Genomic DNA, 16,395 nt, shown 5'->3' on the forward strand with positions numbered 1-16,395 from the left:
GGTCGCTTTCAAAGTTTTGAACGAACCGATTGATGAACTCTATCGATAAAAATCCATCGCCCCGCCTGCGCCAACAGCGCGCCGCCATCGACGGCGCCATGAGCCGCGACCGGGGCCGTTTGCTGGGAATGCTCTCGCGTTGCCAGGCCAAGCCGCAGGATGCGGCACTGGCCGCTACTTTCGAGCAGGCCTTGCAGGCGTCGGTGCAGCGTCGGCAGGTACGGGCGCAACAGCAGCCGTCCATTACTCTGGACCCGCAGCTGCCGATTGCGCGTGAAGCCGACGCGATCATCAAACTGATCCGCGACCACCAGGTGGTGGTGATCGCCGGTGAAACCGGTTCGGGCAAGACCACCCAGCTGCCGAAACTGTGTCTGGCCGCAGGCCGTGGCCAGGCCGGCATGATCGGCTGCACCCAGCCGCGACGGATCGCCGCACGTGCGGTCGCCAGCCGCGTGGCGCAGGAACTGCAGAGCGAACTGGGCCAGCTGGTGGGCTACCAGGTACGCTTCAATGACAAGGTCAGCGACGACAGCCGCATCAAGTTCATGACCGACGGCATCCTGCTGGCGGAGATCGCCAGCGACCGCTGGTTGTCGAACTACGACACGATCATCGTCGACGAGGCACACGAACGCAGCCTCAACATCGACTTCCTGCTGGGCTACCTGAAGCAGCTGCTGCGCAAGCGCCCGGACCTGAAGCTGATCGTCACGTCGGCCACCATCGACACCGAACGCTTCGCCCAGCATTTCGACAACGCACCGGTGATCAGCGTCGAAGGCCGCACCTACCCGGTGGAAGTGCGCTACCGCGCGCTGGAAGGCGAGGGCGAAGACCAGGGCGAACGCACCGTCAACGATGCCATCGTGTCGGCTGTCGACGAGATCACCCGCCTGGACGCACGCGGCGACGTGCTGATCTTCCTGCCGGGCGAGCGCGAGATCCGCGATGCGCACCAGTCGCTGGAACGGCGCAAGTACCGCAATACCGAGGTGCTGCCGCTGTACGCGCGCCTGTCCAACCAGGACCAGGACCGGGTGTTCAACCCCGGGCCGAACCGGCGCATCGTGCTGGCCACCAACGTGGCCGAGACCTCGCTGACGGTGCCACGCATCCGCTACGTGGTCGATCCGGGCTTCGCCCGCGTCAAGCGCTACAGCCCGCGCAACAAGCTGGATCGCCTGCACATCGAGCCGATCTCGCAGGCCAGCGCCAACCAGCGCAAGGGTCGCTGCGGCCGTATCGCCGAAGGCATCTGCTACCGCCTGTACGCCGAGGCGGATTTCCAGGCGCGGCCGGAGTTCACCGATCCGGAAATCCGCCGTTCCAGCCTGGCCGGCGTGATCCTGCGCATGCTGCAGCTGGGCCTGGGCCGCATCGAGGAGTTCCCGTTCCTGGAGGCGCCGGACGAGCGTGCCGTTGCCGATGGCTGGCAGCAGCTGACCGAGCTGGGCGCGATCGATGCCGAGCGGCGCATGACCACCATCGGCAAGCAGATGGCGCGCCTGCCCGTGGACGTGAAGCTGGCGCGCATGCTGGTGGCCGCACAGGCTGCAGGCTGCCTGCGGCCGATGCTGGTGATTGCCTCGTTCCTGGGCATCCAGGACCCGCGCGAACGCCCGCCGGAAGCGCGCGGTGCCGCCGACAACGCGCATGCGCAGTTCGCCGATGGCCGCTCCGAGTTCGTCGGCGTGCTGCGCCTGTGGGATGCCTACCGGCAGGCCCACGAAGACCTGACCCAGTCCAAGCTGCGCGACTGGTGCGGACGTCATTTCCTCGGCTTCCTGCGCATGCGCGAGTGGCGCGAGCTGCATCGCCAGCTGCGGCTGCTGTGCGAGGAACTGGGCTGGAAGGAAGAGGCCAGCGAGGCATCGATGGCACCGCTGCTGGCCGGCAGCAGTGCGCCGGCACCGGCACGTGATGACGCGGCCTCAGTAAAGGCCACCCGCGGCCAGTTGCATCGTGCCGCGCGCCTGGCCCGCGAAGGCAAGGCCGAGGCCGCACCGGCACCGGTGGCCGTGCGCGCGCAGAAGGAACAGGCGCCCGCCGGCGGCGGCTTCAGCGAACGCGTGCGTGCCGCTGCCTACCAGACCCTGCACCGGGCGCTGGTGGCGGGCCTGCCGACGCAGATCGGCCACCGCACCGAGAAGGGCGATTTCCAGGCACCACGCCAGCGCCGCTTCCTGCCGTTCCCCGGTTCGGCGCTGGCCAAGCGGCCACCGCCGTGGCTGCTGGTAGCCAACCTGCTGGATACGCAGAAGGTATGGGGCATGACCCTGGCCGCGATCGAGCCGGACTGGGTGATCGCCGAACTGCCGCACCTGCTGCTGCGCAAGCACTTCGACCCGCACTGGTCGCGCGCGCAGGGCCAGGTGCTGGCGTCCGAGCAGATCAGCCTGTTCGGCCTGGTGCTGGCACCGAAGAAACCGGTCCATTACGGCCGCATCGCGCCGGGCGAGGCGCATGACATCTTCGTGCGCCAGGCGCTGGTGACCGGCGAGATCAATACCCGTGCCAGTTTCGTCGCCGACAACCAGAAGGTGCTGGAGGTCGCGCGCGAGGAAGAAGCCAAGCTGCGCCGCGCCGGCATCGTTGCCGACGAAGACTGGCAGGCACGCTGGTACCTGGACCGGGTGCCGCCGCAGATCCACTCGGCGGCGGGACTGGATAGCTGGTGGAAAGGGCTGGCGCCGGAGCAGCGCAAGGCGCTGCACTGGTCGTTGGCAGACCTGTTGCCCGGTGAGGGCAGCGAACAGGAACGCTATCCGAAGTACCTGGCGCTGGGCCAGGCGCGCTTGCCGCTGCACTACCGCTTCGAACCGGGGGCCGACGACGATGGCGTGACCCTGGACGTGCCGCTGCACCTGCTCAACGCATTGGATCCGGTGCAGCTGGGCTGGCTGGCGCCGGGCTTTGTCGCCGACAAGGCCTCGGCACTGATCCGCAGCCTGCCAAAGGCGATGCGCCGCAACTACGTGCCGGCGCCGGACTTCGGTCGCGCGTTCTACGAGGCCTTCCCGCAGCCCAGCGCTGATGCCATCACTGTCGAGCTGGCGCGTTTCCTGTCACGTGCGACCGGCGCGACGGTGACCGCACTGGATTTCGAGCCGGGTTCGATCGAGCCGCACCTGCACATGAACCTGCGGCTGCGCGACGAACAGGGCAAGGTGCTTGCCACCTCGCGTGATCTGGAAGCGCTGCGCGCGAAATTCGGTGGCCGTGCTGGCGATGCCTTCGCCGCGCGTGCCGGGCGCGAGATGGCGGCTGACGGCCTGCGCACGTTCCCGGCCACGCCGATTCCGCTGCAGGTACCCGGTGAAGCCGGCGTGCCGGCCTATCCGGCGCTGCTGGACGAGGGCGACAGCGTGGCGCTGCGCATCTTCGCTGATCGCCAGCAGGCGCAGGACGCCCATCCGCTGGGCGTGCGCCGCCTGCTGGAGATCGCCCTGGCCGAGAAGGTGAAGCAGGCACGCAAGCAGTTGCCGGTCGGTGCCAAGACCGGCCTGTTGTATGCCGCGATCGAATCGCAGGAGCGGCTGCGTGGTGACCTGGTCGATGCGGCGATGAACGCGGTGCTGGCCGAGGGCCTGGAGGAAATCCGCGATGCGACGGCGTTCGAGCAGCGTCGCGAACACGCCGCCAAGGCCCTGTTTGGCGAGGCGATGTCGCGGCTGAAGCTGGCCGAGACCATTCTGGCGCTGGTGGCGGAGCTGAAGCCGATGCTGGAAGCGCCGTTGATGGGCTGGGCGCGCGGCAACCTGGACGACATGGAAGCGCAGCTGGCCGGGCTGATCCACCCCGGCTTCCTGCGCGACACGCCGGCCGACGCGCTGGCGCAGTACCCGCGCTATCTGAAGGCGATGATCCTGCGCACCGAACGTGCCAAGCGTGATCCGCCGCGTGACCAGGCGCGCATGCTGGAACTGCATCCGTTCCTGGAAGCGCTGGAGGCGGGCGAGCAGCAGGGCCTGCGTGATCGCCCGCAATGGCAGGCGCTGCGCTGGGATCTGGAAGAACTGCGGGTATCGCTGTTCGCGCAGGAGCTGGGTGCACGCACCGGTATCTCGGCGAAGAAGCTGGCGCAGCGCGTGGCTGCATTGCGCCAGGCCTGAGCGCGCCACGGTCGCCCCGTCGGGCGACCGTGGCCGGCCGGGCAGGGAGCCGGCATGGCCGGAATGCCCGGGCGTTACTTGGTGCGGCGAACCTTCGGCTGCACGTTCACCCCGTCCACCTTCATATACCAGGCGCCCATCACCCCTGGGCGCATGCTGACGCCCGGGGCGTCCTTGCGGCCACCGGAATAGTGCGTGGCGTCTATCTGCTCCCACTCCTGGCCGTTCTGCAGCACGTAGCGGCGGCCCTGGCCGAATCCACGGAATTCGCCCTGCAGGTTGCTTTCGATCGGTTCGCTGCTGCCGAAGTCCAGGAAGCCGCGGTTCTTCTTGATCACTTCCTGGCGGCCTTCTTCGCGCGCTGCGGCGACGGCCTGGGTGGTGGCCGCCTCGACCTTGCCCTGCAGCCAGCGGTTGAGCGTGGCCAGTTCACCGGCACTGAGCTTGTCCAGGCCGGCGGCCTTGAACTCGGAGGGCGACATCTGCTGCTGCAGGTCGCCCTCCACCACGCGCTGGGCCAGCGCAGGCGCGGACAGGGACAGCAGCACGGCGGCACAGGCCAGCAGCCGTGGACGGGCGCGCGGGGCAATCGAAGGCATGGCGGGTCTCTCCTGGGTGTGTGGGCGAGTGTAGCGGCATGTCTTCATGCCGGGTGATGGTGGGTGCAGTGATTGTCCCTGAACGGCGCCGGCGCTAGTGTAGGGGCCTCTGTCTTGCCTGCTCGATGCTGTGAACCGCGCTTCCGTCCCTGGCCTGGATGCCTTGTTGAACCGTCCCTCGGCAGCGGTGCTGCCTGCTCCGCTGCGCCAGGCCCTGCGTGAGCATTGGGAGGCGCCGGATTGCGAGCACCAGATGCGTGCCACCTGGTCGGTGCTGGGCGATACCCTCGATGCGCTGGCGATGCTCTCGGCCGATGAAGGCGCAGTGGTGGCCGCATTGCTGTTCGACCTGCCCGGCCTGCGCGCCAGCCTGGACCAGCTGCCGCTGGGCAACCACAAGGCGGCGGTGATCGGCCTGCTGGATGGCCAGGATGCGGCCGACCCGGTGTGGGCGCTGCACGCCGGCCGTGAGGCGGGGCGCAACAGCGAAGGCCTGCGCCGGCTGCTGCTGGCGATCATCCGCGACCTGCGCGTGGTGCCGATCCTGCTGGCACGGCAGCTGGCGCGGATGCGCGCGGCCGACAAGCTGGACGAGGAGCAGCGCCGCGCGCTGGCCCAGCTGACCCGCGACATCCACGCGCCGCTGGCCAACCGGCTGGGCATCTGGCAGCTGAAGTGGGAGCTGGAGGACCTGGCGTTCCGCCACCTGGAACCGGAAACCTACCGCCGCATCGCCCGCGAGGTGGATGAAACCCGCATCGCCCGCGAGCGTTACGTCGAGAACGTCAAGAAGGTGCTGTCGCGCGAGCTGGTCGCCCAGGGCATCAAGGCCGAAGTCAGCGGCCGCCCGAAGCACATCTACAGCATCTGGCGGAAGATGCAGAAGAAGCGGCTGGCCTTCGACCAGCTGTATGACATCCGTGCGGTGCGCGTGATGGTCGACGACGTCGCCGCCTGTTATGCCGCGTTGGGCGTGGTGCACGCGCTGTGGGCACCGGTACCCAGCGAGTTCGATGATTACATCGCCAGGCCCAAGGCCAATGACTATCGCTCGCTGCACACCGCCGTGGTCGGCCCGGAAGGGCGCACCATCGAAGTGCAGATCCGTACCCACGAGATGCACTCGCAGGCCGAGCTGGGCGTGGCCGCGCACTGGAAGTACAAGGAAGGTGGCAAGGGTGCGGAGAAGTCCTTCGACCGCAAGATCACCTGGATGCGCCAGTTGCTGGAACAGGCGCAGGACGGGCAGGGCAATGAACTGGCCGGGGCGCTTGATGCCGAGCTGACCGAGGACCGGGTCTATGCGCTGAGCCCGAAGGACGAGGTGCTGGACCTGCCGCAGGGCGCTACCCCGCTCGATTTCGCCTACCAGGTGCATACCATGGTCGGGCACCGCTGCCGCGGCGCAAAGGTCAACGGCCGCATCGTGCCGCTGACCTACCGCCTGCGCAGCGGCGACCGCGTCGAGATCCTGACCGGCAAGGAGGCCGATCCGCGCCGCGACTGGCTGATGCCGGCCAACGGCTTCCTGGCCAGCAACCGCTCGCGCGAAAAGGTGCGCAGCTGGTTCCACAAGCTGGACCGCGCGCGCAACGTGCAGGCCGGTCGCGAGCTGCTCGAGCGCGAGCTGAAGCGGCTGGGCCTGCAGCACGCGGACCTGGCCGTGGCGGCGAAGAAGTTCCATGCCGACAGCGTCGATGACCTGTACATCCAGGTGGCGCTGGGCGATACCGGCCCGAACCAGGTCAGCCGTGCGCTGCTGGAGGCGGAGCGTGCCGCCAGCCAGCCCGCGCCCGCACCGGCCCTGCCGCGGCCGACCGCGCGCCGCGGGAACCTGGGCAAGTCCAAGTTCACCGTGCAGGGCGTGGGCAACCTGCTGGTGCAGCTGGCACGCTGCTGCCAGCCGGTGGCCGGCGAGCCGATCATCGGCTACCTGACCCGTAGCCGGGGTGTCACCGTGCATCGTGCAGACTGCGCCGCGCTGGCCCGGCTGGCGGCCAGCAGCCCGCAGCGCATCCTGCCGGTGGAGTGGGGCCAGGCCGGGGGCGGCTACGAGGTGGACGTCGTGGTCGATGCGGTCGATCGCCGCTGGCTGCTGAAGGACATCACCAACCTGATCGCCCAGGAAGACGCCTACGTGCTCGACATCCACAGTGACAACGTGCGCAACAGTGGCCGTGCCCACCTTCGGCTGCGCCTGAAGGTCAGTGACTACGGGCAGTTGTCGACGCTGCTGGGCAAGCTCGATGCGCTGCCGGGCGTGAGCGAGGCGCGTCGCCTCGGCTGAGCTTCACGCTGCCCCGGCTACCCTGCACGCATGGAACGCGAGCCCCCGCATCGCCCGCATGGCGCTGAACATCCTGCGCTGGACCGCGTCCGTCGCGAGGGGCGTTGGTGGTGGCTGCAGGCGCGCCATGCGCGCCGGATCTGGCGCTGGGCGCTGCTCACAGCGCTGGCCGTGTTCGTGCTGCTGGTCCTGCTGCGCAAGCCGTTGGCAGACTGGTTCTGGGATGAGCCGCAGATCGAACAGCTGCTGGCCGAGGGGGATCGTGCATTGGCGGCTGGGCGCCTGAGCGATGCCGATGGCAGTGGTGCGCGCGAGCGCTACCAGGCGGCGCTGGCGCTGGACGGTGATCGCCCGCAGGCGCGCCAGGGCCTGGCCAATACCGGCGCGGCAGCGCTGCAACAGGCGCGCGATCGCCTGCAGGCGGATGACCTGGACGGCAGCGCGCAGGCTCTGGCACTGGCCCGTGAGCTGCAGGTGCCGCAGGGCGACGCCGATGCGGTTGCCCGCCAGTTGCAGGCGCGACGCAGCGCCGGAGCCGGTATTGGTGCGTTGTTGGCACAGGCGCGTAACGCGTTCGCGGCCGGACGCCTGGATGACGGCGACAGCAGTGCGTTACCCTTGTTCCAGCGCATCCTGGCCCTGCAGCCGGACAACCTGCCGGCGCTGGAAGGGCGCGAAGATGCGCTGAGCGACCTGCTGCTGCAGGCACGCACGCTGGCGGAGCGAGGGGAGTTGGCCGAGGCGGCCGCGCTCCTGCGTCGTGCCCGTCAGTTCGATGCTGGTCATGCCGATCTACCGGCGAGCGAGGAGGCCCTCGCGCGCGCCGCCGACCGGCGCCTGCGGCAGGCGCAGCGTGCGTTGCGACGGCAGCAGCTGGAAGCTGCGGCCAAGGGCTTCCAGGCGGTGCTGGTGGTGGCCGCCGATGATTCCAATGCCCAGCGCGGGCGTGAGCAGACCCTGCAGGCAGTGGTTGCACGCAGCCAGAAGTCCGCCGACGACTTCCAGTTCGATGCGGCGCAACGTGATGCGGCCCTGGCGGCGGAGCTGGGGGCTTCGCAGGCAGTCCGGCAACAACTGGCGCAGCGCCTGCAGCGCGCGCAGCAGGCGCAGCGGGCCCTGCAGCAGCCCGCGGTCAGCACGGCGCAGCGCGAACGCCAGCTGCGCGACCACCTGCGGAAGATCGAACGTGCCGAGCGCGCGGGGCAGTGGATCAGCCCACCCGGGCACAGCGCGTTCGACGCGTTGCGCGAAGCCCAGTCGCTGGCTCCCCGCGATGCGCGGGTGAAGGCAGCCGCCGCACGCTTGCTGCCCGCCAGCCGACGCTGCTTCGACGACAATCTGCGGCAGAACCGCGTGCAGGCGGCAGGCGCCTGCCTGCAGGCCTGGCAGACCCTGTCACCGACCGCAGCCGGACTGCCCTCGGCGCGGCTGCGGTTGGCCCAGCGCTGGCTGGCGATCGGCAGCGAGCGGCTCGGCAACGGTGACCTGGCCTTCGCCGCGCATGCCGCCGAACAGGCGCGGTTGCTGCAGCCGGATCTGGCCGAACTGCCGGCGTTTGAAGATCGCCTGCGCCGCGCCGGTGGACGGGCGGACTAGGCGAAGAACACCCGCTGCACGGTCGCACGGGCGGCTTCGAGTGAGAAATGTTCGGCGACGTTGGCCAGGCCAGCATCGGACAACTGCTGCCACAGCTGCGGGTCCTGGTACAGGCGGACCACCGCATCGGCGAAACCGGTAGCGTCATCGGCTACCAGTACGTCCTGGCCGGGATGCAGGTGCATGCCTTCCACGGCGCAGGTGGTACCGACTACCGGTTGGCCATGGGCCATGCTCAGGTTGATCTTGCCTTTTACGCCGGCACCGAACCGCAGCGGTGCGATGGCAATGCGCGCGCCGTCCATGTAGGGCGTGATGTCTTCGACGAAGCCGTGCATCTGCACGCCGGGGTGGCGTGCGGCCAGTGCCAGCAACGATTCCGGCGCCGCGGCGCCGATGCAGTGCAGGCGTACCTCCGGTAGCCGGGCGCGGATGTGGGCGAAGACCTCGCCGATGAACCACTCCATCCCGTCCAGGTTCGGCGGATGGCGGAAGCCACCGACAAACACCAGATCGTGTCGTTGCTCGTAGACGGCGCCGGCGCCGGCAACCTCGTGCAGGTTGGAAATCAGTTCCACCCGTACCCGCGGCGCATCGGCCTGCAGCTGCTCCCGTTCGGCCGCACTGACCAGCACGGTGATGTCGCACTGCTCCATCACTGCCAATTCACTGCTGCGGGTGCGTTCTGCTGCGCGCAGCAGCGCCGTATCACCGGCCACTTCGGCACCGCGGCGTTCGCGCAGGTAGTGCAGGTCGACCGTGTCGAACACGGTTCGTGCCTGCGGCGCATAGCGCTTGAGCAGGGGCAGGCACTCGTGGGCGACGTGGTGGCGCACCAGCATCGCCACGTCGAAACGCGACCCATGGCTGCGCAGCCAGCCGGCCACGCCGTCCAGGAAGGGGGCGTACCAGACTTCCACGCCCATCCGCTGCAGCGCCTCGGTCGCCGCGCCGGCATGCTCGCGCCGGGTCGGGACGAATACCACGTGGGCACCGCCCTGCAGCAGCAGGCGGATCAGATTGACCTGGCGCAGCGACCCGGAATCGCGATCGGGCTGCGGTACTTCCTCGTCCAGGATCAGCACCTGGCGCCGGCCGCGCAGCAGCAGCGCTGGCGACGGCACTGCGCCGACCGCCGGATGGCGGGCCAGCTCGGTGGCCCAGCGAGCGGCAAAGATGGCCTGGTTGCGCACCTGGTAGGCCTTAACCCCGCTGCCGGTGTCGGTGCCGTTGCTGGTGCCTTCGTCGTGGATCACCCGGCTGGCCGGCTGCACCAGCACGCGCAGGCCCTGTGCACGCACGCGGAAGGCCAGGTCGGTGTCCTCGTAGTACGCCGGCTTGTAGCGGGTATCGAAGCCGTCCAGCTGCTGCCAGAGGGTACGCGGCAGCATCAGCGCCGCACCGGAGCAGTAGTCGACGTCGCGCAGGCTGGCAAAGCGCGGGTCGTCAGCGGCCTCGAAGCGGCCATAGCTCCAGCCACTGCCATCGGCGAAGATCACTCCGCCCGATTCCTGAAGGCGGCCATCGGGATACAGCAGCTGGCTGCCGACCAGGCCGGCGTCGGGGACGCTGCCGAAGGTGTCCAGCAGGGCGTCGAGCCAGCCCGGCTGCGGCACCGTATCGTTGTTGAGCAGCACCACGTAGCGGCCGCGTGCGCGCGATACACCCTCGTTGCAGGCTTCGATGAAGCCGCCGTTGTGCGCACGCACCTCATAGCGCAACCCCGCCACCTGCGGCATCCACTGTGCGGTGGCGTCGCTGCTGCCGTCATCCACCACCAGGATCTCGCACGCGGCTGCGGGCGGGTGTGCCGCCAGGGCGCGGAGGCAGGCCAGGGTGTGGCCGACATGGTTGTAGACCGGGATGACGATGCTCACCTCCGGCGACTCGCTGAACGGCACCGTGAAGGGGGCGAAAGCCTGTGCTGGCGGCAGGAACAGGGGCGTGCGCGGCGCGGGAACGGCGCGCTGGGTGTGCACGCGGATGCGTTGCCAGGTGGCCCGCCACCCGCGGGTGCGCAGGCTTGCCAGGCTCCGGCGGGCCAGGCCCGACAGGCGGTTGATCAGGTATCGGATCTCGGCCAGGGACATCGCCATCCGGTTGCAACTCCAGCTTAAGCAGGGGAACCCGGGAGAATTCGCCAGCCGCAGTGGCTGGGGTAGACTCGCCAGACCCTACATTCTCGCATTCCCGTGCCCCGACGCTACGATTCCGACGACATCGACGATTTCGACGACGACCAGCAGGACAGCGGTCCGCTGTGGCGGCGCCGGCTGATCACCTGGAGCATGGCTGCGGTCGCATTGGGATTGGGTTTCCTCATTCCCTATACGCTGTACCTGAACCAGCAGGTGACCCAGCGTTTCGGCGAGCTGCGCTGGCAGATTCCGACGCGCGTGTATGCGCGCCCGCTGGTGCTCACCCCCGGCAAGGCGATGGATGCGTCCACGCTGAAGACCGAACTGGCCGCCTCCGCCTATCGTGATGACGGGCAGGGCAAGGAGCCGGCCACCTATGCGGTGAACGGCGGTCGCTTTGTGATCTCCAGTCGTGGCTACAACGACGTCGATGGCCGGGTGGCGCCGCGCCGGGTGGAGCTGTCGCTGGCCGATGGCGGCGTGGCCTCGCTGCGCGACGCCGACAGCCGCAAGGCACTGAAGGCCGCGCGGCTGGATCCGGCGCGCATCGCCACGCTGTACGGCCAGAAGCAGGAAGAACGCCGCCTGATCCGCATGGACGAGGCGCCGGACCTGCTGGTGACCGGCCTGCAGGCAGTGGAAGACAAGGACTTCAACCGCCATCACGGCATCGACCTGTCAGGCATCGCGCGCGCGGTGTGGGTGACGATCCGTTCCGGTGGCCAGAGCCGCCAGGGCGCTTCGACGCTCACCCAGCAGCTGGCCCGCAGCGGCCTGCTTGGCATCGGCAAGGAACAGACGCTCACCCGCAAGTTCAATGAGGTGCTGTACGCGCTGATCATGGAAGCGCGCTACGACAAGCGCACGATTTTCGAGGCGTATCTCAACCAGGTGTACCTGGGCCAGCGCGGCAGCCAGGCGATCCATGGCATGTCCTCCGGCGCCGAATTCTGGTTCGGGCGTGACCTGCAGTCGCTGGAGACCGAGCAGATCGCCCTGCTGATCGGCCTGGTCAAGGGGCCGTCCTTCTACGACCCGCGGCGCAACCCGGAACGCGCGCTGGATCGCCGCAACTTCGTGCTGGGCAAGCTGCACGACGCCACGCTGATCGACGATGCCGAGTACCAGCGCGCGCTGAAGGCTCCGCTGGGCGTGCCCAAGACACCGGGCCTGGTGGCTGCCAACCGCTTCCCCGCCTACGTCGACCTGGTCCGCCGGCAGCTTGCGCATGACTATCCGGAATCTGCGCTGCAGGGCGCGGGCCTGAGCGTGATGACCGGCATGTCGCCGTCCGCGCAGGCCTATGCCGAAGGCGCGGTGACCCGCACCATCAAGTCGCTGGAAAGCCAGCGTCGCCCTGAGCTGCAGGCCGGCATGGTGCTGACCGACGTGCACAACGGCGACGTGCTGGCGGTGATCGGCAGCCGTGAGGTGTCCGAGGTCGGCTTCAATCGTGCGATCGAGGCGCAGCGCCCGGTCGGTTCGCTGCTCAAGCCGTTCGTGTACCTGCTGGCCCTGGCGCAGCCTGACCGCTATTCGCTGGCCAGCTGGGTCGATGATTCGCCGGTGACGGTGCAGCTCGGCCGCGGCCGCAACTGGAGCCCCGGCAACGCCGACAACCGCAGCCACGGCACGGTGCGCCTGATCGATGCGCTGGCGCATTCGTACAACCAGGCGACGGTGCGCTTGGGCATGCAGGTCGGCCCCGAGCGCGTGACCCAGCTGATCCATGTGCTGGCCGGCATCAAGGCCGAGGCCAATCCGGCGGTGATCCTCGGCTCGACCGACCAGAGCCCGTATGCGATGGCGCAGCTGTACCAGTTCCTCGCGTCCGGTGGTGAGATCCAGCCGTTGCACGCCGTGCGTGGCGTGCTCGATCCGCAGGGCAAGCTGCTCAAGCGCTACGACAAGACCCCGGCACCGGCACAGGAAGGCGATTCGATTGCCGCCAACCTGATCAGTGTCGGCCTGCAGCAGGTCGTCGCCAGCGGTACCGCGCAGCGGCTCAATGCTGATGGCCTCGGCCGTCTGCAGCCAGCCGGCAAGACCGGCACCACCAACGATGGCCGTGACAGCTGGTATGCCGGCTACACCGGCGACCACCTGGCGGTGATCTGGATCGGCAACGATCAGAACCAGCAGGCCGGCCTGTATGGCGCCACTGGCGCGATGCGGGTCTGGTCGGGCATCTTCCAGCGCCTGCCGAGTGCGCCATTGCGGGTCAGCAACAAGGGCCTGGATTGGCAGCCGGTGGCTCCCACCGGTCTCAACAGCACCGATGAAGGCTGCCCCGGCGCGCGCCGTTTCCCATTCGTGGTGGGCTATGCGCCTGCCTATGCGCCGTGCGCGCCGGCCGCGTCGCCCGAGGGGCAGGGCGAGGCTGAAGGCGAGGGCGGTGGCTGGCGCAGCTGGTTCGGCCTGGACCGCAAGCCGGAAGCACCCGCCGAACCTGCCGCCACCACTTCTCCCCCGAGCCGATGATGCCGATGAACATGCGTACCCTGCTGCAGCCCCTGGCCCTGACCGGCCTAAGCCTGGCCCTGGCCGCCTGCGTGAGCAGCGCGCCGCCGGTAGTCAAACCGGTCGACACCACCACGCCGGCGCAGCGCCTGGCGGCCGTGGATGCTGCAGCGGGTCCGGACGACAAGGAACTGTCGGTGCAGCCGCTGCGTGATTCGCAGGTGGAAGACCTGAGGCTGGCCGCACAGGCGCAGCGCCAGGCCAACGACCTCGCCGGTGCCGCCAGCAGCCTGGATCACGCGCTGGAGATCGTGGCCGGTGACCCGGCGGTGCTGCAGGAGCGTGCCGAACTGGCGCTGCTGCAGGGGCAGTGGGCACAGGCGGAGACGTTCGCGCGCAAGGCCGTGGATCTGGGCTCGAAGACCGGGCCGCTGTGCCGCCGGCACTGGGCGACGATCGAGCAGTCGCGGCTGGCGCGGGGCGAGAAGGAGAATGCGGTGTCGGCGCATGCGCAGATTGAGGGCTGCACAGTGCCGGGGATCAAGCGTTACTGAGTTTTCAGCCAACGGCACAGCCCCTCGTGGCTGGCTGCTTGGCCGAGTAAAGCAAAAGCCGCGCTTGGCCGGGCGGGGTGGGTTCGCGGGGGACGCCGTGAACCCGTCCCTGGGGGCTTAGCCGCGGCATCCATGCCGCGGACACCCCCGCGAACCCACCCCGCCCGGCCTCTGACAGTTCCCGTGTGCGTCCAGCCACGGAAAAGAAAAAGAAAATCAAAAGCGGGTCGCGCCCTGCGCGCACTCGTTGTGGGGTCGGATCCGTTTTCCGCAGGAAAACGGCTCCGACCCCTTCTTGTTTCCGTTCGACCCACCGCTTCTGAATCAGTCGAGCAAGCGCGACGCCACGAAGCACGTCCATCCGTCACCGGGAAACTGTCTAAGGCGGGGCGGGAGGGGCAGGCAGGACCGTTGGCGCCATGGATGGCGCCATCGAGCCCCCATGGACGGGTTTACAGCGTGTCCTGCCTGCCCCTCCCGCCCCGCCAAACACGCAGCAACCCAGAGCCATGAACCACGCTGTTGCTGTTGCTTTTGCCTGCGCTCTGGCTTGAAACGGGTGCCGGGCAGCGCCCTGCCGGGTATCCTTTCCCTCTGATGTCCGACCTTGTCCATGCCAGCCGCGAAGCCCTCAGCGAAGGCGGCGCGCTCGCCTCGCATCTGGATGCCTTCGTCCCGCGTCCGGCACAGCTGCACCTGACCGCTGCCATTGCCGATGCGCTGCAGCAGCGGGACCTGCTGCTGGCCGAGGCCGGTACCGGCACCGGCAAGACCTTCGCCTATCTGGTGCCGGTGCTGCTGTCCGGGCTGCGCACCATCATCTCCACCGGTACCCGCGCGCTGCAGGACCAGCTCTACCACCGCGATCTGCCGCGCGTGCGCCAGGCGCTGGGCGTCGGCCTGCGCAGCGCGCTGCTGAAGGGGCGCGCGAACTACCTGTGCCGCTATCGACTGCAGCAGGCGCGGGGCGAGCCGCGGTTTTCCAGTCCCGAACAGGCCGCGCAGTTCCAGCGCATCCTGGCGTGGTCCGGCCGCTCGGAGTTCGGTGACATCGCCGAGCTGGAGGGCCTGGCCGATGACTCGCCGCTGCTGCCAATGGTCACCTCCACTGTCGACAATTGTCTGGGCACCGATTGCCCATTCTGGGACGACTGCTTCGTGGTGCGCGCACGGCAGCGTGCGCAGGCCGCCGACGTGGTGGTGGTCAACCACCACCTGCTGCTGGCCGATCTGGCACTGAAACAGGACGGCTTCGGCGAGTTGCTGCCGGGGGCGCAGGCCTTTGTCATCGACGAGGCACACCAGCTGCCCGAACTGGCAGCGCAGTTCTTCGGCGAAGGTTTCGGCATGCGCCCATGGCAGGAACTGGGTCGCGACTGCCTGGCTGAAGCGCGCGGCGTAGGGGGCGCACAATCGGCGCTGCAGGAGCCGGTCGACCAGTTGCAACAGGCGTTGCTGGCGTTGCGTTCGGCGATGGAGGGGCTGCCGCCGCGTGGTACGCAGTGGCGTGCGCTGGCCATGCCACAGGTCCGCGACGGCTTCGATACGGTGATGGCCGGCCTGGTGGCACTGGAGCAGGGCCTTCAGCCGCTGCGCGAATCGGCGGCGGGTCTGGACGCCTGCCATGCGCGGGCGCGCGAGGCGGTGTCGCGGTTGCAGCGCTGGCTGGGCGATGATGAACCCACCCTGGATTTCGATACCGATCCGGCGGACCACGCCAGTGCCGCCGATGTGCTCTGGTACGAGCTCACGCCGCGGGGTTTCCGCTGCCAGCGCACGCCGATGGATGTGTCCGGCCCGCTGCGCGAGCATCGCGAGCGCAGCCGCGCGGCATGGATCTTCACCTCGGCCACGCTGACCGTGGGCAATGGATTCGACCACATCGCCACGCGCTTGGGCCTGGACGATCCGCATACCCTGGTCCAGCCGAGTCCGTTCAACTGGCCCGAGCAGGCGTTGTGCTACCTGCCGGAAGGCCTGCCTGATCCGGCCGCACGGGGCTTCGGAACCGCGCTGATCCAGACCCTTCGGCCGGTGCTGCAGGCATCGCAGGGCAGGGCATTCCTGTTGTTCGCCTCGCACCGTGCATTGCGCGAGGCCGCCGAGGCACTGCGCGACGGGCCATGGCCGTTGTTCGTGCAGGGTGAGGCACCGCGCGCGACGCTGCTGCAGCGCTTCCGTGAATCGGGCAATGGCGTGCTGCTGGGCTCGGCCAGTTTCCGCGAGGGCGTGGACGTGGTCGGCGAAGCGCTGAGCGTGGTGATGATCGACAAGCTGCCGTTCGCGGCACCGGACGATCCGGTGTACGAGGCACGCCTGGAGGCGATCCGCAGCCAGGGCGGCAATCCGTTCCGCGACGAACAGTTGCCGCAGGCGGTGATCGCACTGAAGCAGGGTGTCGGTCGCCTGATCCGCAGCGAAAGCGACCGTGGCGTGCTGGTCCTGTGCGATCCGCGCCTGCTCAACCGTGGCTATGGCCGGGTCTTCCTGGATTCACTGCCACCCTTCCGCCGCACCCGCAGCCTGGCCGATGTGCAGGCCTTCTTTACGCCACAATGGGGGCCCGTGGCTGATGATCCGGCTGACCCGGCCGCTGTCGCGCCGGGCCCGGAGCCGGCTCCCGGTGCCACGTTCCCCCTGTTCTGA

At 68.9% G+C, this 16,395-nt stretch carries 8 protein-coding genes; 6 read left to right on the forward strand and 2 right to left on the reverse strand.

Annotation, left to right across the window (positions count from 1 at the left end; genetic code table 11):
- Positions 1–32 precede the first annotated feature (32 nt).
- Positions 33–4,115, forward strand: coding sequence for an ATP-dependent RNA helicase HrpA (gene hrpA / locus ACM0O9_RS08030; protein ID WP_414604172.1), 4,083 nt, complete (start codon positions 33–35; stop codon positions 4,113–4,115).
- 74 nt (positions 4,116–4,189) lie between these two features.
- Here hrpA and ACM0O9_RS08035 read toward each other — a convergent pair whose 3' ends face one another.
- Positions 4,190–4,714, reverse strand: a complete 525-nt coding sequence (locus ACM0O9_RS08035) for a hypothetical protein (RefSeq protein WP_262220379.1) — start codon at positions 4,712–4,714, stop codon at positions 4,190–4,192.
- Between the two features lie 130 nt (positions 4,715–4,844).
- Between ACM0O9_RS08035 and ACM0O9_RS08040 the strand changes: the two genes are divergently transcribed.
- Together ACM0O9_RS08040 and ACM0O9_RS08045 are read left to right on the forward strand one after the other, a co-directional pair.
- Complete coding sequence (locus tag ACM0O9_RS08040; protein WP_065178177.1) at positions 4,845–7,001, forward strand: RelA/SpoT family protein; 2,157 nt, start codon at positions 4,845–4,847, stop codon at positions 6,999–7,001.
- A 30-nt stretch (positions 7,002–7,031) separates the two neighbouring features.
- The gene (locus tag ACM0O9_RS08045) at positions 7,032–8,597 is read left to right on the forward strand and encodes a hypothetical protein (RefSeq protein ID WP_065178178.1); all 1,566 of its coding nucleotides are present in this window, start codon (positions 7,032–7,034) and stop codon (positions 8,595–8,597) included.
- On the opposite strand, the gene ACM0O9_RS08050 is transcribed toward ACM0O9_RS08045, so the two are convergent.
- Positions 8,594–10,693, reverse strand: a complete 2,100-nt coding sequence (locus ACM0O9_RS08050; protein WP_005418463.1) for a glycosyltransferase — start codon at positions 10,691–10,693, stop codon at positions 8,594–8,596. The genes ACM0O9_RS08045 and ACM0O9_RS08050 overlap by 4 nt on opposite strands.
- 96 nt (positions 10,694–10,789) lie before the next feature.
- Between ACM0O9_RS08050 and mrcB the strand changes: the two genes are divergently transcribed.
- The 3 genes from mrcB to yoaA all read left to right on the forward strand — a co-directional run bounded on the left by mrcB (position 10,790) and on the right by yoaA (position 16,395).
- Entirely contained in the window at positions 10,790–13,216 is a 2,427-nt protein-coding gene (gene mrcB / locus ACM0O9_RS08055) for a penicillin-binding protein 1B (RefSeq protein ID WP_069139358.1), read from the forward strand.
- On the forward strand, positions 13,213–13,749 hold the full coding sequence (locus ACM0O9_RS08060; protein ID WP_050562713.1) for a hypothetical protein: 537 nt from the start codon (positions 13,213–13,215) through the stop codon (positions 13,747–13,749). Before mrcB ends, ACM0O9_RS08060 begins: the two co-directional genes overlap by 4 nt.
- Positions 13,750–14,346: 597 nt before the next feature.
- A complete protein-coding gene (gene yoaA / locus ACM0O9_RS08065; RefSeq protein WP_065185418.1) occupies positions 14,347–16,395 on the forward strand; it encodes a DNA repair helicase YoaA in 2,049 nt (682 codons plus the stop codon).

This window comes from Stenotrophomonas sp. FR012 (genome assembly GCF_047520565.2).
Lineage (GTDB): Bacteria > Pseudomonadota > Gammaproteobacteria > Xanthomonadales > Xanthomonadaceae > Stenotrophomonas > Stenotrophomonas sepilia.